Annotated in this window: 19 protein-coding genes and 1 pseudogene; 12 read left to right on the plus strand and 8 right to left on the minus strand. The window is 46.6% G+C overall.

Annotated features, from left to right (window positions below; all coding sequences use genetic code 11):
• Positions 1–31 precede the first annotated feature (31 nt).
• Together def and NSQ39_RS06575 are read right to left on the minus strand one after the other, a co-directional pair.
• The gene (gene def, locus NSQ39_RS06570) at positions 32–586 is read right to left on the minus strand and encodes a peptide deformylase (RefSeq protein ID WP_046130608.1); all 555 of its coding nucleotides are present in this window, start codon (positions 584–586) and stop codon (positions 32–34) included.
• Between the two features lie 119 nt (positions 587–705).
• Positions 706–837 (minus strand): YjcZ family sporulation protein, encoded by a 132-nt coding sequence (locus NSQ39_RS06575; protein WP_175076985.1) that lies wholly within the window; start codon positions 835–837, stop codon positions 706–708.
• Positions 838–1189: 352 nt separating this feature from the next.
• On the opposite strand from NSQ39_RS06575, the pseudogene NSQ39_RS06580 reads away from it, so the two are divergent.
• The 5 genes and pseudogenes from NSQ39_RS06580 (at position 1190) to lpdA (ending at position 7138) form a co-directional block, all read left to right on the plus strand.
• A pseudogene (locus tag NSQ39_RS06580) lies at positions 1190–1742 on the plus strand (YkyA family protein).
• Between the two features lie 398 nt (positions 1743–2140).
• Positions 2141–3256: a pyruvate dehydrogenase (acetyl-transferring) E1 component subunit alpha gene (gene pdhA / locus NSQ39_RS06585; protein ID WP_046130602.1), complete on the plus strand. Its 1116-nt coding sequence runs from the start codon at positions 2141–2143 to the stop codon at positions 3254–3256.
• Positions 3257–3259: 3 nt separating this feature from the next.
• Positions 3260–4237, plus strand: a complete 978-nt coding sequence (pdhB, locus tag NSQ39_RS06590) for a pyruvate dehydrogenase complex E1 component subunit beta (RefSeq protein ID WP_175076986.1) — start codon at positions 3260–3262, stop codon at positions 4235–4237.
• Positions 4238–4392: 155 nt separating this feature from the next.
• Positions 4393–5721, plus strand: coding sequence for a dihydrolipoamide acetyltransferase family protein (locus tag NSQ39_RS06595; RefSeq protein WP_175076987.1), 1329 nt, complete (start codon positions 4393–4395; stop codon positions 5719–5721).
• Between the two features lie 4 nt (positions 5722–5725).
• Positions 5726–7138: a dihydrolipoyl dehydrogenase gene (gene lpdA, locus NSQ39_RS06600; RefSeq protein WP_046130605.1), complete on the plus strand. Its 1413-nt coding sequence runs from the start codon at positions 5726–5728 to the stop codon at positions 7136–7138.
• Positions 7139–7170: 32 nt separating this feature from the next.
• Here the strand turns inward: lpdA and NSQ39_RS06605 are convergent, their stop codons facing one another.
• Positions 7171–7557, minus strand: a complete 387-nt coding sequence (locus NSQ39_RS06605) for a hypothetical protein (RefSeq protein WP_231947443.1) — start codon at positions 7555–7557, stop codon at positions 7171–7173.
• 378 nt (positions 7558–7935) lie between these two features.
• Between NSQ39_RS06605 and NSQ39_RS06610 the strand changes: the two genes are divergently transcribed.
• Positions 7936–8055 carry a GapA-binding peptide SR1P gene (locus NSQ39_RS06610; protein ID WP_082094090.1) on the plus strand — a complete coding sequence of 40 codons (120 nt, stop codon included), beginning with the start codon at positions 7936–7938 and terminating at the stop codon, positions 8053–8055.
• Between the two features lie 50 nt (positions 8056–8105).
• Here NSQ39_RS06610 and NSQ39_RS06615 read toward each other — a convergent pair whose 3' ends face one another.
• A complete protein-coding gene (locus tag NSQ39_RS06615; protein WP_175076988.1) occupies positions 8106–9578 on the minus strand; it encodes an aminotransferase class I/II-fold pyridoxal phosphate-dependent enzyme in 1473 nt (490 codons plus the stop codon).
• A gap of 220 nt (positions 9579–9798) precedes the next feature.
• On the opposite strand from NSQ39_RS06615, the gene NSQ39_RS06620 reads away from it, so the two are divergent.
• Positions 9799–10074 (plus strand): UPF0223 family protein, encoded by a 276-nt coding sequence (locus NSQ39_RS06620; protein WP_046130610.1) that lies wholly within the window; start codon positions 9799–9801, stop codon positions 10072–10074.
• A 37-nt stretch (positions 10075–10111) separates the two neighbouring features.
• Here NSQ39_RS06620 and NSQ39_RS06625 read toward each other — a convergent pair whose 3' ends face one another.
• Positions 10112–10747 (minus strand): YktB family protein, encoded by a 636-nt coding sequence (locus NSQ39_RS06625; protein ID WP_175076989.1) that lies wholly within the window; start codon positions 10745–10747, stop codon positions 10112–10114.
• A gap of 242 nt (positions 10748–10989) precedes the next feature.
• Between NSQ39_RS06625 and NSQ39_RS06630 the strand changes: the two genes are divergently transcribed.
• The 3 genes from NSQ39_RS06630 (at position 10990) to NSQ39_RS06640 (ending at position 12569) form a co-directional block, all read left to right on the plus strand.
• Positions 10990–11178 (plus strand): hypothetical protein, encoded by a 189-nt coding sequence (locus NSQ39_RS06630; protein ID WP_175076990.1) that lies wholly within the window; start codon positions 10990–10992, stop codon positions 11176–11178.
• Between the two features lie 142 nt (positions 11179–11320).
• Positions 11321–12115 (plus strand): inositol monophosphatase family protein, encoded by a 795-nt coding sequence (locus NSQ39_RS06635; protein WP_048353081.1) that lies wholly within the window; start codon positions 11321–11323, stop codon positions 12113–12115.
• A complete protein-coding gene (locus tag NSQ39_RS06640; protein ID WP_175076991.1) occupies positions 12108–12569 on the plus strand; it encodes a GNAT family N-acetyltransferase in 462 nt (153 codons plus the stop codon). The genes NSQ39_RS06635 and NSQ39_RS06640 overlap by 8 nt, the downstream gene beginning before the upstream one ends.
• 273 nt (positions 12570–12842) lie before the next feature.
• Here the strand turns inward: NSQ39_RS06640 and NSQ39_RS06645 are convergent, their stop codons facing one another.
• Complete coding sequence (locus tag NSQ39_RS06645; RefSeq protein ID WP_175076992.1) at positions 12843–13031, minus strand: YlaF family protein; 189 nt, start codon at positions 13029–13031, stop codon at positions 12843–12845.
• A 155-nt stretch (positions 13032–13186) separates the two neighbouring features.
• Here NSQ39_RS06645 and typA point away from each other — a divergent pair, with 155 nt between their 5' ends.
• Complete coding sequence (gene typA, locus NSQ39_RS06650) at positions 13187–15025, plus strand: translational GTPase TypA (protein WP_046131916.1); 1839 nt, start codon at positions 13187–13189, stop codon at positions 15023–15025.
• A gap of 57 nt (positions 15026–15082) precedes the next feature.
• Complete coding sequence (locus NSQ39_RS06655; protein WP_175076993.1) at positions 15083–15400, plus strand: YlaH-like family protein; 318 nt, start codon at positions 15083–15085, stop codon at positions 15398–15400.
• 43 nt (positions 15401–15443) lie between these two features.
• Here NSQ39_RS06655 and NSQ39_RS06660 read toward each other — a convergent pair whose 3' ends face one another.
• Entirely contained in the window at positions 15444–15941 is a 498-nt protein-coding gene (locus NSQ39_RS06660) for a MarR family transcriptional regulator (RefSeq protein ID WP_175076994.1), read from the minus strand.
• 71 nt (positions 15942–16012) lie between these two features.
• Positions 16013–17512, minus strand: coding sequence for a monooxygenase (locus NSQ39_RS06665; protein ID WP_175076995.1), 1500 nt, complete (start codon positions 17510–17512; stop codon positions 16013–16015).
• Positions 17513–17600: the final 88 nt, after the last annotated feature.

Here is a 17600-nt window from a genome sequence, read left to right on the forward strand (position 1 = left end):
AAAGCGGATCAAAGCATGATCCGTTTTTTTGTTATCTGCCGACCGGTATTGCATGATCCGGCTCTTTCAGCGGGTTTTCTTTGTCGATGTGATCATAGAACATCACACCGTTCAAATGATCGATTTCGTGCTGAAAGACGATTGCGGGAAATCCTTTTAAGCGAATGTCAATATTCTCCCCTTCAAGGGTCGTTCCTTTTACCCTGATCCGCGCATATCTCGGCACATAGCCCGGAATCGGCTCATCGACGGAAAGGCAGCCTTCTCCGCTCGTCAAATAGCTTTTCTCGACCGAGTGGCTGACGATCTTCGGGTTGAAAAGCGCGTAGCTGTATAATGTACCGTCCTCGCTTTCGGCATGAACGGCGATCATCCGTTTATTGACGTTAATTTGCGGAGCGGCAAGGCCTACCCCTGGACGAAGGTTGTATTTTTTAGCGATTTCGGGGTCCTGACTGTTCTTGACGAATTCGATCATTTCAGTCAGTTGTTTGATTTCTGTTTCGTTTGCCGGCAATTGAACTTCTTCGGCGACGGTCCTTAATGCGGGATGACCGTCGCGGACAATGTTTTCCATCGTGATCAACATCTTCACTCCCAATGATTAATATGTAAAGTATAGCGGATCATTTGCATGCCGCGCAATGTCTGAAAAAGCGCATTGGTAAAATGACCAGCCTGTTTCGGCTGGTCATTGCACAGGTACTAGCAGCCCCCTAAATAAGCGGCACCTACAATAATCAGCAATATAAATAGAACAACGATCAAAGCGAATGTGCGGCCGTAACCATAACCGCCATACCCGTATCCATATGAAGGGCAGCAATAACCGTACATATTAAGACCTCCTCCGTAAATTTACGCAAAGCCTTTTTTCGTTGGTAGGCATAGCGTCTAATATAAATTATGTAAAAGCGTAAAGGTTGTATAGTCGAATGCCCACTTTCGCGCAAATTTCCCGGGTCAGCTGTTCTAAATCGGATATCGGCTACATACCGATTTTGTATCAGCTTGTCCGATAGAGACAGGGACTTCGGTTGTCAAACAAACGAAGACGCTTTATAGTTGAATTTGTGTTTAGATTGGGGGAAATACGAAAGTGAAATCTTTAAAAATGCGCGTGCCGACCGGCATTGCCGTCTTTTGCGCGGCGGCCTTTCTGCTTGCGGGATGCTGGTGGGAAGATCCGGTGGACTCGCTGCACGCCGCGTTCGAAAAAGTCGTAGATCTGGAAAAGCCGTTTCAAAAGGAGCAGAAATCTCTGAAAAGCCTGGAGCAAACCGAATCAAAGCTTTACGACAAGATGATGAAACTCAATATGGATGATTTTGACCAAGTCGTTGCCCTCTCAGAAAAAGCGCTCACATCAGCAGATAAACGGGAACGGCATTTGAAATCGGAAAAAGAAAGCATCGATAAGGCCAAAAAGGAGTTTGAGGCGCACAAAGCTTCCGTCGAAAAAATCGACGATCAGAAAGTCAAGAAGAAAGCGCTACCTGGCGTATGACAATCTCTACAAGTCCTATCAGGATGCGCTCGGGCTTGATAAAGAACTGTACAAGCTGCTTCAGAATAAAGACGCCGGACTTAGCGAGCTTGAAGCGCAGCTGAATAAAATCAACAAATCATACGATGCAGTGTTAAAGCAAAACGAACGCTTTAATACCTACACGACAGACTACAACAAAGCGAAAAAAGATTTTTACAAGGCCGCAGGGTTTGATGTCAAGGAGAGCCGTTGATTCGGCTCTCCTTTTTTCGACAAAACCTGCAAAGCTATTGTAATACAGTTTGAGGTTTATACTAGAACAGTTTTATAACAGGGTGAAGAGCGTGAAAACAGTGTTTTAGTAAAGCGAATACATTTATTGAATTTCGGGAATGAAATCGATTGACGAGTACCATCGACTGGTGTAAACTTAGCGGTGGTGGAACTTGTTGTATTAGTTTGTAGCAAGCGATAAATGATACAGTTTTAGAACGCGTCGGGCTGTCCTTACATAAAATGTTTCGACAACAAGTACAGCGGCTAATATGAAATAAATATGAGTTGCGCCTGACAATTTAGGACACCCTAATTCTGTATGTATAAGGATTACACGTCTATGACTGTCAAAAGAAAGGAAGAGGTGACTTTAATATGGCTGCAAAAACGAAAAAAGCAATCGTTGATAGCAAAAAGCAATTTGATGCCATTAAAAAGCAGTTCGAAACGTTTCAAATTTTGAATGAAGAAGGCAAAGTCGTAAACGAAGCGGCAATGCCTGATTTATCTGATGATCAATTAAAAGAATTAATGCGCCGCATGGTGTATACGCGTATTTTAGACCAGCGTTCCATTTCTTTAAACAGACAAGGCCGCCTTGGTTTCTATGCGCCGACTGCAGGTCAGGAAGCTTCTCAAATTGCTACGCATTTTGCGCTTGAGAAAGAAGACTTCGTCCTTCCCGGCTACCGTGACGTTCCGCAGCTGATCTGGCACGGTCTTCCGCTTTATCAGGCGTTCCTGTTCTCACGCGGACACTTCCGTGGAAACCAAATGCCTGACGATGTTAATGCGCTTTCACCGCAAATCATCATCGGTGCGCAGTACATTCAGACAGCCGGTGTGGCTCTCGGTCTGAAAAAGCGCGGCAAACAGGCTGTGGCGATTACTTATACAGGTGACGGAGGAGCATCTCAAGGGGATTTCTACGAAGGAATCAACTTCGCGGGCGCTTACAAAGCTCCGGCTATCTTCGTTGTCCAAAATAACCGCTATGCGATTTCAACGCCTGTCGAAAAGCAGTCAGCTGCTGAGACGATTGCTCAAAAAGCTGCAGCCGCAGGTATCGTCGGCGTTCAAGTAGACGGAATGGATGCGCTTGCTGTATATGCCGCTACACGCGAAGCTCGCGAACGCGCGATCAACGGCGAAGGCCCTACTCTGATTGAAACGCTTTGCTTCCGTTACGGTCCTCATACAATGGCCGGAGACGATCCGACGAAATACCGCACAAAAGAAATCGAGAATGAGTGGGAGCAGAAAGATCCGCTTGTCCGTTTCCGCAAGTTCTTGGAAGCTAAAGGCCTATGGTCTGAAGAAGAAGAAAACAAGGTAATCGAAGAAGCGAAAGAAGAGATCAAACAGGCAATCAAAAAAGCCGACGAAGAGCCGAAGCAAAAAGTGACCGACCTGATCGACATCATGTATGAAGAGCTTCCTTACAACCTTGCAGAACAAAAGGAAATTTATAAAGAGAAGGAGTCGAAGTAAGCCATGGCGCAAATGACAATGATTCAAGCAATCACTGATGCGTTACGCACAGAACTGAAAAATGACGAAAATGTCTTAGTTTTCGGAGAAGACGTCGGTGTTAACGGCGGCGTATTCCGTGCGACTGAAGGATTGCAAAAAGAGTTTGGTGAGGATCGCGTATTTGACACTCCTCTTGCTGAATCTGGTATCGGCGGTCTTGCGCTCGGTCTGGGCTTACAAGGCTACCGTCCGGTAATGGAAATTCAATTTTTCGGTTTCGTCTATGAAGTAATGGATTCCGTTTCCGGCCAAATGGCTCGGATGCGCTACCGTTCCGGCGGACGCTGGACTTCCCCTGTGACGATCCGTTCTCCGTTCGGCGGCGGCGTTCACACGCCTGAGCTTCATGCCGACAGCCTTGAAGGGCTTGTTGCGCAGCAGCCTGGTCTTAAAGTGGTAATTCCTTCAACTCCGTACGATGCAAAAGGACTTTTGATTTCCGCGATCCGCGACAACGATCCGGTTGTTTTCCTTGAGCACATGAAGCTTTACCGTTCATTCCGCCAGGAGGTTCCTGAGGAAGAGTACACGATCGAAATCGGCAAAGCTGATGTGAAGCGTGAAGGTACAGATCTTTCCATCATCACATACGGAGCGATGGTTCACGAATCATTAAAAGCTGCAGAAGAACTTGAAAAAGAAGGCGTATCTGCTGAGGTTATTGACCTTCGCACTGTCAGCCCGCTTGATATTGAAACGATCATCGCGTCAGTTGAAAAAACAGGCCGTGCAATCGTCGTTCAAGAGGCTCAAAAACAAGCAGGCGTCGGGGCTAACGTCGTAGCCGAAATCAACGACCGCGCAATTCTTTGCCTTGAAGCGCCTGTGCTTCGCGTCGCTGCACCTGACACTGTATTCCCGTTCTCTCAAGCTGAAAGCGTTTGGCTTCCAAACCATAAAGACGTGCTTGAGACTGCGAAAAAAGTGTTGGAATTTTAATCTGACAACCGGAAAGGGAAAAGATGTCATACATCTTTTTCCCTCATGCCTTTCCACAGTCAGACGGAAACATTTAGCCGTGTAACTGACGGTCGGCCGGGACGCCCGGCTGACGGATTTATCAACTACGTAAATATCTTAGGAGGTCGAGAACTGTGGCATTTGAATTTAAACTTCCAGATATCGGGGAAGGAATCCACGAAGGCGAAATCGTAAAATGGTTCGTCAAGCCAAACGATGAGGTAAACGAAGACGACGTTTTGGCAGAGGTTCAAAACGACAAAGCTGTTGTAGAAATTCCTTCACCTGTTAAAGGAAAAGTATTAGAATTAAAAGTTGAAGAGGGAACAGTCGCAACTGTCGGGCAGACGATTATCACATTTGATGCACCGGGTTACGAAGATCTTCAATTTAAAGGCGACGACTCTGGCGACGCCAAAACAGAAGAACAAGTTCAGTCTTCAGCCGAAGGCGGTCAAGATCTGGACAAAGCTAAGAGTCCTGAACAGCCGGCACAAGAAACAGGCGCAGGCAAGCAGGACCAAGCGGATGCAGATCCGAATAAACGCGTTATCGCGATGCCTTCCGTACGTAAATACGCTCGCGAAAAAGGCGTAGAGATCGCGAAAGTTGCCGGATCCGGCAAAAACGGCCGCGTTCTCAAAGAAGATATCGACAGCTTCTTAAGCGGCGGAAATGCGGAAGCTCCGGCTGCGCAAGCAGACAAAAAAGCGGAAACAGCCGCACAACCTGCAGCTCAAGCCCAAGCTCCGGAAGGCGAATTCCCGGAAACACGCGAAAAAATGAGCGGAATCCGCAAAGCAATCGCAAAAGCAATGGTAAATTCAAAACATACGGCTCCACACGTTACATTAATGGACGAAGTCGATGTTACAAACCTTGTGGCACACCGCAAGCAGTTTAAGCAAGTTGCGGCTGACCAAGGCATTAAGCTTACTTACCTCCCTTATGTGGTGAAAGCTTTAACATCAGCTCTTAAAAAGTATCCAGTATTGAACACATCAATTGACGATAACACTGATGAAGTTATTCAGAAGCACTACTACAACATCGGAATCGCAGCAGACACAGATAAAGGCCTGCTTGTACCGGTTGTTAAACACGCGGATCGCAAAGCGATTTTTGAGATTTCAAACGAAATCAACGAACTTGCTACAAAAGCACGCGAAGGAAAGCTTGCTCCTGCTGAAATGAAAGGCGCTTCTTGCACGATCACAAACATCGGTTCTGCGGGCGGACAATGGTTCACACCGGTTATCAACCATCCTGAGGTTGCGATCCTTGGAATCGGCCGCATTGCTGAGAAAGCTGTTGTTCGTGACGGTGAAATTGTCGTTGCACCTGTTCTTGCTCTTTCTTTGAGCTTTGACCACCGTATGATCGACGGAGCAACTGCTCAAAACGCGTTGAATCACATCAAGCGTTTACTGAACGATCCACAATTAATTTTAATGGAGGCGTAATGTCATGGTAGTAGGAGATTTCCCTATTGAAACAGATACTCTTGTCATCGGTGCGGGACCTGGCGGCTATGTAGCTGCCATCCGCGCTGCCCAGCTTGGACAAAAAGTAACAATCGTTGAAAAAGGCAATCTTGGAGGCGTATGTCTGAATGTCGGATGTATTCCTTCTAAAGCTCTGATCAATGCAGGCCACCGTTATGAGAATGCAAAGCATTCTGAAGATATGGGGATCACTGCTGAAAACGTAACAGTGGACTTTACAAAAGTTCAAGAATGGAAAGCCTCTGTCGTGAACAAGCTTACCGGCGGTGTTGAAGGCCTTCTGAAAGGCAACAAAGTCGATATCGTAAAAGGTGAAGCGTATTTTGTAGACAGCAACTCTGTCCGTGTAATGGATGAGAATTCAGCTCAGACTTACACGTTCAAAAATGCGATCATCGCTACGGGTTCTCGCCCTATTGAATTGCCAAACTTCAAATATAGCGACCGTGTACTGAATTCAACCGGCGCTTTGGCTCTTAAAGAAATTCCTAAGAAGCTTGTCGTAATCGGCGGCGGATATATCGGAACAGAGCTTGGAACAGCGTATGCAAACTTTGGTACTGAACTTGTTATTTTAGAAGGCGGAGACGAAATTCTTCCTGGCTTTGAAAAACAAATGAGTTCTCTTGTCAAACGCAACCTTAAGAAAAAAGGCAATGTTGAGATCCATACAAACGCGATGGCAAAAGGCGTTGAAGAAAAAGCTGACGGCGTAACAGTCACTTTTGAAGTAAAAGGTGAAGAAAAAACCGTTGATGCAGATTACGTACTGATCACTGTCGGTCGACGTCCAAATACGGATGAGCTTGGCCTTGAGCAAGTAGGCGTCGAAATGACAGACCGCGGCATCATCAAAACAGATAAGCAATGCCGTACAAACATTCCAAACATTTACGCAATCGGTGATATCATCGAAGGCCCGCCGCTTGCACACAAAGCGTCTTACGAAGGTAAAATTGCCGCTGAAGCCATTTCCGGTGAAGCTGCTGAGATCGACTACCTCGGAATTCCTGCAGTTGTCTTCTCTGAGCCTGAGCTTGCATCAGTCGGCTATACTGAAGCACAAGCGAAAGAGGAAGGCATTGAAATCACTGCTGCGAAATTCCCGTTTGCTGCAAACGGACGCGCGCTGTCACTCAATCAAACTGACGGTTTCCTTAAACTTGTGACACGCAAAGAAGACGGACTCGTTATCGGTGCACAAATCGCCGGCGCGAGCGCTTCTGATATGATTTCTGAGCTGAGCCTGGCAATCGAAGCAGGAATGACTGCAGAAGATATCGCCATGACGATCCACGCTCATCCAACATTGGGAGAAATCACAATGGAAGCTGCCGAAGTAGCAATCGGCCTGCCGATCCATATCGTAAAATAAAAAATAAGAAATCCCCTTTTTCCGGGGATTTCTTATTTTTTTAATTGTTTTCGAAGAAGCTCCACGATTTTTGCTTTGTCTTTTATTTTTCCCTCAATCTTGACCAGTACTTTTTTATCATGGACAAGCAGCAAGCTTGGAAATGTGTGCACGTCCTTTTTCCAATCTCCCTTTTCATGCAAGATTTCCATACCTGAAACCTGCTTTGGAAACTCCTGTTTTAAATCCATCAGAGCATCATAGTATGCGACTTCCTGTTCCATATGCTCGTCATCGGAAAAAAAGAGAAGCTTGACGCGATGTGTATTGTCATTTTGCTCATTCTGATCAGCCGAGATGTGAGATAAAGAACATCCACTCGCAAAAAAAAGGATACAAACAGCGGTGATAACAGCCCGACACAGCATCCGTCCCTTCACCTCTCTTAAAAATGCAAGTCAATTTACCTGTTTTTACATAACTGTTCAATTAGTAAACAATTCCTATTTTATCATGATAATAGGAAAATCCATTCGTTGTTACCGATTTGTTATCAAATTGATAACTCTTGTTTCATTTGCGGAATGTTTCTTAATGACAGGATAAATTAGGATAAATGACACAGGTCTTAAAAAACGTTCTGCACATGCTTAAAGTGTGAATAAACATGAAATACCGGATTGTTCAATCGCTAAAAAACATACAAAAATAATATAAATGTGTTATACAATTTACCGTTGACAATGTTAATGTGACATCATATTATAAGGGTAACAAAATTAAACGCTTCCATTTTGAAATGAAAAGGGGAATGAAAGATGGGAACGATCGTTTGTCAAGAATGCAATGAAACCATTCAGCATTTTGAGGATGAAAAGGTGACGGTTCTTTACGGAACGTGCGGACATTGCAACTGCTGTCACGAAGAGGAGAAATAGACAAAAAAAGCATGCGGCATCAGATCAAATCGGCCGCATGCTTTCGTATTTTACAGGATTGCCTGCTGTTCTTTAATGACCCGGATCATATGGAGCGTGTCATCTTCAGGCCCTTGAACAGGAAGGCCCGCTTCAAGGTTTTTTTCAATGTAGGTGATGTTTTCCTCTGTAATGATCTCTCCCGGAATGAAGATCGGTATGCCTGGAGGATAAACCATGACAAACTCTGCGATAATCCGTCCGGCCGCTTGTTTAAACGGGACGACTTCCGTATTTGCGTAAAATGCATCACGGGGCGTCATTGCAAGGGCAGGGATATCGGGAAGAAGCACTTCAGGCTTTGTTTTGCTTACTCCGGATGAAACAGCCTGGCGGGCGATTTCCGTCAGCGCTTTGATCAGCGCTTCTGCATCCTCGCTGCGGTCTCCCGGCGTAAAGATGCAAAGGATGTTGTACAAGTCAGAAAGCTCAACTTCGATATGATAGGATTCGCGAAGCCATTTTTCTACATCATGCCCCGTCAAACCGAGGTTTTTCACAGAGATAATCAGCTTTGTCGGGTCATAGTCATAGGCTGCTTTTGAACCGAGGATGTCCCTGCCGGCGCAAAAGAGCCCTTTAATGTGATTGATGCGCTCCCGCGTTTGGTTGGCGAGTTGAATCGTTTGTCCGATCAATTTATGCCCTTCTGTTGCCAGGCGTTTTCTGGCGACATCGAGGGAAGCAAGCAGCAAGTAGGATGTCGACGTCGTCGTCAACATGCTCAAAATCGACTGCACCCTCTCTTTTGAGACGAGTCCTTCTTTCATATTGAGCACTGAGCTTTGCGTCAGTGACCCGCCGAGTTTATGAACGCTTGTTGCCGCCATATCAGCTCCCGCCTGCATGGCTGAAACAGGCAGGTCCTCATGGAAGTGGATATGAACGCCGTGCGCTTCATCCACAAGGACAGGGACGTTGAACGAATGCGCCACATCGACGATGCTTTTTAAATCGGCCGCAATGCCGAAATACGTCGGATTGATTACGAGAAGCCCTTTTGCATCTGGATGCTCAAGCAGCGCTTTTTTTGCTGATTCAGGCGTAATACCGTGAGAAATCCCGAACTCATCGTCGATTTCAGGGTGAACGAAGATCGGCACAGCACCGGAAAATACGATTGCCGACATAACCGATTTATGAACGTTTCTCGGAACGATGATCTTGTCTCCCGGCCCGCAGACTGCCATGACCATCGTCATGATGGCCCCGCTTGTTCCTTGAACGGAAAAGAATGTGTAGTCGGCGCCGAACGCTTCAGCCGCCAAGTCCTGCGCCTCTTTGATGATCCCTTTTGGAGCGTGGAGATCATCAAGCGGCTCAATATTGATTAAATCTATACTTAACGCATTTTCGCCGATGAACTGTCTGAATTCAGGATCCATTCCAGACCCTTTTTTGTGCCCGGGAATATGGAATTGAATCGGCTGCTTTTCAGCGTGTTTTTTTAAACCGGTAAATAAGGGTGTTTCGTGCTGCAACAATTGTATTCCCACCTTCATGTAGATGCCTACTGCTTATTGTTAGTCAAAAATCGATTTTATTTTCCTTGATGGCATAAAACAAATGAATTATATTATGTTCTTGAAAGAATGTAAAGAACAATTTAAGATCTTTCTAAGGGGATGGAACATGCCCTTGGATAGACGCAAAAAAGAAAACGAATACTACATAGAACAAAGCCGTTACAAGGAGATGAAGAAAATGGAAGAAGAATATCAATATCCGATGGATGAAGACTGGAGCACCGAAGAAGCGATTGATGTCATTTCGTTTTTCCAGGCTGTCGAGCTCGCTTACGAAAAGGGCGTAAAGCGCGATGTATTAATGAGCGCATACCGTCGATTCAAAGAGATCGTGCCTGGAAAAGCCGAGGAAAAAAAGCTGTGCAGCCAGTTTGAAGAGGTGAGCGATTATTCTCCGTACCGGGTGGTAAAAAAGGCAAAAGAACTGACAGAAGACGATAAAATCAAAATGTAAAAAGGGATGAATGTGTTCATCCCTTTTTACAAAATCGTCAGAGCGCGACTTTGTGGGTCAACCGGTAAAGAAAGGCAAGCTTTTCAAAAGACGATTCGATTTCAGATAAAAATTCCTGTTCGTTCATCTTGAGCACCTGTTCTTTTGAAAGCTGAATGCCGCACAGAGCCTCGGCTTTTTTCACATTCTCGAGCCGGTCAAACAGCTTTTCGAGCCCTTCTTTCCCCAGGTCGGACTGCTTGCTGGCTTCAGGCTTCGTATGGTCGGCTGACCAGAAAAATCCGTCAGGTATCGTGCTTTTGATCTCTGACAGATGATCTTTAAACAGCTTTCCGTATTCTTGTTTAAGAGGAGATTCGTAAATCAAGGCAAACCAGACGAAAACATGGGTTTCCCAAAGGCCGATTTGAAAATGGGGCAGCTTTTTATAGCCGCGCTTGTTATTTGCAAACGCAACCCAGCTGTCATCAGGCGGATTAACCGAACGGCGGGCATGCTTCGCAACGTGTACGAACATTTCGTCCCCGGCCAGGGCGGAAAGAACAGGCGCAAAATGTTCGCCAAGCCCCTGGAGCTTCGGCCGTACGGTTTCTTTCAAAACGTCCATCCGCGCATCTAAACCTTCTATTGTAAATGTGTGAAAATCCTCTTCTGTGAAACGCAGATTGTTCATTTTTTTCCTCCTTGTCCAATCAGTAATGATATTTTACCACAGCCAGCTTTCCAAACAAAAAATAACGTTTGAAACTTTCGTATTATGGGAAACGGTAGGTAAACACACAATTTTTAGAATGACGTTGCGAAAGCACCGGCGATTCATACGATATGAATAAGAAAATATCATAAATGCCGCGAGAAGCTATGACCAGAAGGATGACTTTTCAAATCAATTTTCTCTGGAAGGGGCGTAGGGCGATGAAACCAATTGTAAAACAAGGGATTAAGGAAGAAAAAGACAATCGGGTCGCCGTGTGGAGGCTTGAGGTCGATTATGAATTAGCAACACTTTATGAAGCGATGGAGAAAAAGGATGAAACCCAAATCGAAATGAGCAAGCGAAAACTGGAGCAGCTCAGAAAAGAATGGATCAGATTGCATGGATGAAACCATAATAAAAACGAACCTGGCAGACGGTTCGTTTTTATCTGGGCGACGGGATTCTTCTTTCATTTTTCTTGCTTTTTTGAGATCAATATCAGTATGCTATGAATAAAACAACACGTATACATAGAAAGGAGGTTGTGCGATGACAAACTGGAAGGAAATCGACCGGCTTGCAAAAAGCTGGGTAAAGGAAGCTGGACAAAGAATTCAGGAATCGATGAAAAAGAAGATGACGATCGAAACAAAATCGAATCCCAATGACCTTGTCACGAATATCGATAAGGAAACAGAACGCTTTTTCATTGAAAAAATCCAATCGGCTTTTCCCGACCATCATATTCTCGGCGAAGAAGGCCAAGGGGACAAGCTCACATCGCTCGATGGAATCGTCTGGATTATCGACCCGATCGACGGGACGATGAACTTTGTTCATCAAAAACGGAACTTCGCGATCTCAATCGGCATTTTTGAAAACGGAAAAGGCAAAATCGGACTTATTTATGATGTAACCCATGATGAATTGTACCACGCGTTTCGCGGAGAGGGTGCATATATGAATGACATCAAGCTTGAAAAGATGAAAGAGGTGCCGCTTGAGGAAGCCATTTTGGCGATCAATGCAACATGGATAACGGAAAATAGACGGATCGATCCAAGCGTTTTATCCCCCCTCGTCAAACGGGTCAGAGGAACGCGTTCTTACGGCTCGGCAGCCCTGGAGCTTGCATATGTGGCGGCGGGCAGAATGGACGTCTATGTGACGATGCGTCTCGCCCCTTGGGATTATGCGGCCGGCTGCATCCTGCTTGACGAGGTTGGAGGTACATATACGACGATTGACGGAAAACCGCTCAATTTTCTTGAAAACAACAGCATTATAGCCGGCAATCCTGCCGCTCATCGAACGATATTCACAGACTATCTGCCGCATGAATAGCAGACCTTTTTCTGCGTCTGACCTTGCGTTTTTCGAAGAGCTGATACGTTTCAGTCCCGAATGGGCTGAAGAAGAGCTGAGCGGGGAACCGGTAAAAAGCTATATGCAGTCCTATGCGATGTACAACGGAAGCTGGCTCGTGTGGGAGGATGACGGCCGGCCGGCGGCGGTCAGCTTTCACCTTGAATGGGCCCCCTCAAACGGCAAACCTTGGCTCGGCACATTGCTCGTTCATCCCGATTATCGAAGGAAGGGCCGCGGCAAAACAATCATTGGGAACATCGGGAGCAGGCTGAAAAACGCAGGGCATAAAGCGCTCTTTGCCGCCGTCCCTTTTGATCGGGATGAATGGCAGCAGATGCTCGCACATTGCGGTTTTGAACAGCTGAAAACGGAAAAGGATGAAAAGGGAAACCGGTATTTGATCATGGTATATCCGCTGACGCACACGTGAATTTGTTTCGCGTGTGCGTTTTTTTGTTTTTCCTGAAACTTTTGGGATAGCTGTTTGTCTAAGGTTGCGAGGCCTTAATTTGTTGCAGAGGGTTTTTGGGTGCAAAATGGTTTATAAAAAGAGGTAGTTAAGTGGCCCAGGTAACCGGATAATTAAGGCGGCTGATCCTAACCGGAACCGTGCTGTTTTGCGGCGGGTATGTGTTGATGATGGCCTTATACCTTTTGTTATTCTAGAAAACCGGCGGCACGAGACCGCCGGTTTATGCTTTTGTCATTCGAGTATCCCTTTTTGGCGCATTCTCTTTTTGAGCGTAAAGCCGCCTCCCATGATAACGATGAGAGCCGCTATAGCGACTAGTACCCCGACCAGGCTTTTTTCGGCGATCGCGACCCCGATCAGCATGATGCTGGCGACAGCGGCGAATGCAAACAATAAAAACAGCCATTTCACTTGCTTCATAAGTTTTCCATCCCCTTTTTCAGTCTACTGTTAGTTTACAGAAAAATGTTTAAAATATAAAGAGGGAAGCGCTTTATCTTGCTAAACAAATTGAAATGACTGCAATTCTCATGTATAATATGAAAGGTTATCTGACTTTTTTAGGAGATGAAAATGTGAAACTTCGAGAAGATCTTCGCAATATTGCTATTATCGCCCACGTTGACCATGGAAAAACGACGCTGGTGGACCAGCTTCTCCATCAAGCCGGTACATTCCGGGCAAATGAGAACGTGGCTGAGCGCGCGATGGATTCCAACGATTTGGAAAGAGAGCGCGGCATCACGATTTTAGCAAAAAATACGGCGATTAATTATAAAGATACACGCATTAATATTTTGGACACTCCTGGACACGCGGACTTTGGCGGCGAAGTTGAACGGATTATGAAAATGGTTGACGGCGTACTGCTCGTTGTCGACGCTTATGAAGGCTGCATGCCGCAGACCCGCTTTGTGTTGAAAAAGGCGCTAGAGCAAAACTTGACGCCGATCGTTGTCGTCAATAAAATCGACCGCGATTTTGCCCGTCCTGAAGAGGTCGTTGATGAAGTTCTTGATCTGTTCATCGAGCTGGATGCAAACGAAGATCAACTGGAATTCCCGGTTGTATATGCTTCAGCGATCAACGGTACCGCTTCAACGGATCCGAATCAGCAGGATGAAAACATGGAAGCTTTATTTGAAGCGATTGTCAGCCATATTCCAAGCCCTGTCGATAACCGCGAAGAGCCGCTTCAATTCCAGGTGGCGCTGCTTGACTACAACGATTATGTCGGCCGTATCGGAATCGGCCGCGTCTTCAGAGGCACGATGAAGGTTGGACAGCAGGTGGCATTAATGAAGCTTGACGGCACTGTTAAGCCGTTCCGCGTAACGAAAATCTTCGGCTTCCAAGGGCTGAAGAGAGTCGAGATCGAAGAAGCAAAAGCCGGCGATCTCGTCGCTGTATCCGGAATGGAAGACATTAACGTCGGGGAAACCGTCTGCCCGATCGATCAGCAGGAAGCTCTGCCGGTTCTCCGCATCGATGAGCCGACGCTTCAGATGACGTTTGCGGTCAACAACAGTCCTTTTGCCGGACGCGAGGGCAAATATGTCACCGCAAGAAAAATCGAAGAGCGCCTCGAACAGCAGCTGCAAACAGATGTCAGTCTCAGGGTCGATCCGACGCCTTCGCCTGATGCCTGGATCGTCTCAGGACGCGGTGAGCTTCATCTTTCTATTTTGATAGAGAACATGCGCCGTGAAGGCTTTGAATTGCAGGTGTCAAAACCTGAAGTCATCATCAAGGAAATCGACGGCGTCCGCTGCGAGCCTGTTGAGCGCGTTCAAATCGATGTTCCTGAAGAACACACAGGCGCCGTGATGGAATCAATGGGCGCCCGCAAAGGCGAAATGATCGATATGATCAATAATGGAAACGGGCAGGTCCGTCTGATTTTCAATGTGCCTTCACGCGGTTTAATCGGGTATTCGACAGAGTTCCTTTCATTGACGCGCGGCTTCGGTATTTTGAACCACACGTTTGACAGTTATCAGCCGGTCGAGCCGGGTCAAGTCGGCGGACGCCGTCAGGGCGTTCTCGTTTCAATGGATACCGGAAAAGCTTCAGCTTACGGTATTCAAGGTGTTGAAGAGCGGGGCGTGATTTTCGTTGAGCCGGGTACGGAAGTGTACGAAGGCATGATCGTCGGCGAACACAACCGCGAAAACGACCTTGTCGTCAACATCAACAAAATGAAACAGCAGACAAACGTGCGTTCAGCGACAAAAGATCAGACGGTCAGCATGAAAAAACCTCGCATCATGTCTCTCGAAGAATCGCTCGAATATTTGAATGAGGACGAGTACTGCGAGGTAACGCCTGAATCGATCAGATTGAGAAAGAAAATTCTCGATAAAAATGAACGCGAAAAAGCAGCGAAAAAGAAGAAGCTGGCAGGATTGTCTTAAGTTTACGCAGAATTGAAAAAAGAGGCACCCAACTAAGCAAAGGGGAGGGGAATCTTTTTGACTGAAGTAAGTGAACGGCTTTCGTTTTTTGCCGCTCTTTATAAAGTGGACGAAAATCCCGGGGCGGGGATGTGGTGGCTTTACTTTACCATCTTCATCCTGTCCGCCGTCGTTTTTCAATTGGGGTTTGCCAAACGGCTGCCCCTGTTAAAAACAGCGATTATTTATTTCTTTCTTGCTTTGGGATGTACGTTTCTCACGTTTTTCGGCGTGTTTTTGCCGGTTGGAGAAGGATTGATCGTCGCCGCTCTTATTTTGACGATCTACAAAATCCGGCTGCACCGCTCGAAAAAAGGACAGGAGACAGGGGCATAAGCGTCCAGTACGAAAAAAGACACAGCCAAGTGCTGTGTCTTTTTTACGTTTCTGCCAAAAAGTCATTCATGAGCAAGTCGCTGAACAGCCGTCTGGCAAATAGGATTTCCTCTGTTGAGTAGCGGTCTAAAAAACCTTTAAACCGCTGTTCGATTTTCTCGTGTTCCCGCTGATGAACGGCATGCACTTTTTTTCCTTTGCCGGCTAAGCGAAAATAGACCTCTTTTTTATTGTCGCTTAGCTGGGTTTTGCCGATGAGGCCTTTTTTCATAAGCTTTGCCGTAATTCTTGAAACGGTTGCTTTTGACAGACCCATTTTCCCTGCGATGGAGGTGACATTAATCGGTTCGTGATCCCCAATACAGGCGATTGTGTGAATGTCGGACATGGTCAGATTCAGCTCTGAGCCCAATTCCTGCTCCATGTTTTCGAGTTCTGCCGATATTCGCTCCTTCATTGCGCTTTCCTGCTGTTCTTGCTGGTGGATGAGTGCAATGTACATGTCAAAAATCTCTTGTTTGGCGTGTGTCAAATGTTCCATGCAGAAAACAGTCTCCTTTTGATCGATTTCCTGCTTTATTATATCATTTTGTTTCAGATGAAACAAAATGATTATAAGGATGGCATTGGAACATTTCCGCACCAGCGGCGAATGCCTTCTGAAATGAGATGTTTCGGGTGTTGGTGCGCTTTGCTGACAGCCCAGGCAACATGGCCGTCAGGACGGATCAGGACTGATTTGACATCGTCCCATTCCGGCCGGTTCAACACAGCTTTTGCAATTAGCGTTTTCAGATGCGGAAGGCAAGGGATTTGCATTGGATCATCATCTTCAAATGCGATATACAAAAAGTGTCCGGAATGAAGAAACGAATAGAGGCGCTTGGCAGAGCCGTCTTTCAGCGTGATATCCAGGTCGGGCAGTCGTTTTCCATTCAGCTGATGCTGCGGCGACATTTCATCTGACGGGTAATTAACGCTGAGAGCGGCGATTTGTTCTGCCAGGTAGCGATTGACCTCAGGGAAAGTGAGGATGTCTGAAAGCAGCTCGCGCAAATAGAGTCCCGCCCTGGTGAAATCAAACAGTTTTGTTTGAATTTGCGTATTCCGGAGAAGCTCTTTCCCGACAGGATTCCTTTCCGTGTGATAGCTGTCCAGGAGCCAGTCGGAAGCCCTGCCTTTGACGGCTGAAGCAAGCTTCCAGCCGAGATTCATTGCATCCTGAAGCCCGACATTCAGCCCTTGTCCGCCGGCTGGAAAATGAATGTGCGCTGCATCTCCCGCCAGGAAGATCCTTTTTGATCTGTAGTGCTCCGCCAATCGGCTGGCATTGCCGAACCGGGACATCCAAACCGGGTTGCCGGCGCCGAAATCGGTGCCGCATATCTGTACGAGGCCTTTTTGTATTTCTTCCAGTGTCACCGGTTCGTGCAACAGGCGCTGAGGTTTGTGAGGCGACACGATGAGCACGCGGTAAACGCCGGGTGACAACGGGACGATAACGACGGCGCCTTCTTCATTGATATGCGTATAGAAACTGGAATTTGGCGGCGATTGAAGCGCTACATCCCCAAGCACGGCGGTCAGGCTTGCATCGCTTCCGTGAAACGCGATCCCCGCCTGTTTGCGGACGGTGCTTCCCGCCCCGTCTGCACCGACAATGTAAGCTGCCGTTAAAAATGACAAGCCGTCAGGGCCCTGGACGACGAGCTCTGCATGTTCATCGTTTTGCCGGACGGCAAGGACGTCATGGCCGCGAAGGATAGAGACACCTGAGCTGCGAGCATGTTCTTCAAGCAATTCCTCGGTATCAGTTTGAGGAAGAAACAGCGTATAATCGGTGCGAGTGTCAAGTTCAGAAAAGTCCAATGCCGTGTCAAGACCGGCAAAATGTCCGTGCGGCAGCGGCTTTCCTCTTTCTTTAAACCGCTCAAACAAGCCGCGCATTTCCAAAATTTCGATTGACCGTGGATGAAGCGTCAGCGCTTTTGAATGGGGGGAAGGCTGAGTCAGGCGTTCAACGATACAAGCACGCACGCCGGCCAGCGCCAATTCGGAAGCAGTCATCAGGCCGACCGGGCCGCCTCCAACGATAATAACATCAAAATCCATGATATATCACTCCTTTTTTGTTTCGTATGAAACAATTTAAGTATACAATTTATTTGATTGATTTTCAATGTTTTTCTAAAAAATGTTT

Source organism: Bacillus sp. FSL W8-0848 (genome assembly GCF_038007805.1).
Classification (GTDB): Bacteria; Bacillota; Bacilli; order Bacillales; family Bacillaceae; genus Bacillus; species Bacillus glycinifermentans.

Coding starts and splice junctions, on each gene's coding strand:
- NSQ39_RS06575 (WP_175076985.1), bottom strand. CDS start 837: ATGTACGGTTATTGCTGCCCTTCATATGGATACGGGTATGGCGGTTAT.
- pdhA (WP_046130602.1), top strand. CDS start 2,141: ATGGCTGCAAAAACGAAAAAAGCAATCGTTGATAGCAAAAAGCAATTT.
- pdhB (WP_175076986.1), top strand. CDS start 3,260: ATGGCGCAAATGACAATGATTCAAGCAATCACTGATGCGTTACGCACA.
- lpdA (WP_046130605.1), top strand. CDS start 5,726: ATGGTAGTAGGAGATTTCCCTATTGAAACAGATACTCTTGTCATCGGT.
- NSQ39_RS06610 (WP_082094090.1), top strand. CDS start 7,936: ATGGGAACGATCGTTTGTCAAGAATGCAATGAAACCATTCAGCATTTT.
- NSQ39_RS06620 (WP_046130610.1), top strand. CDS start 9,799: ATGGAAGAAGAATATCAATATCCGATGGATGAAGACTGGAGCACCGAA.
- NSQ39_RS06625 (WP_175076989.1), bottom strand. CDS start 10,747: ATGAACAATCTGCGTTTCACAGAAGAGGATTTTCACACATTTACAATA.
- NSQ39_RS06630 (WP_175076990.1), top strand. CDS start 10,990: ATGAAACCAATTGTAAAACAAGGGATTAAGGAAGAAAAAGACAATCGG.
- NSQ39_RS06635 (WP_048353081.1), top strand. CDS start 11,321: ATGACAAACTGGAAGGAAATCGACCGGCTTGCAAAAAGCTGGGTAAAG.
- NSQ39_RS06640 (WP_175076991.1), top strand. CDS start 12,108: ATGAATAGCAGACCTTTTTCTGCGTCTGACCTTGCGTTTTTCGAAGAG.
- NSQ39_RS06645 (WP_175076992.1), bottom strand. CDS start 13,031: ATGAAGCAAGTGAAATGGCTGTTTTTATTGTTTGCATTCGCCGCTGTC.
- NSQ39_RS06660 (WP_175076994.1), bottom strand. CDS start 15,941: ATGGAACATTTGACACACGCCAAACAAGAGATTTTTGACATGTACATT.
- NSQ39_RS06665 (WP_175076995.1), bottom strand. CDS start 17,512: ATGGATTTTGATGTTATTATCGTTGGAGGCGGCCCGGTCGGCCTGATG.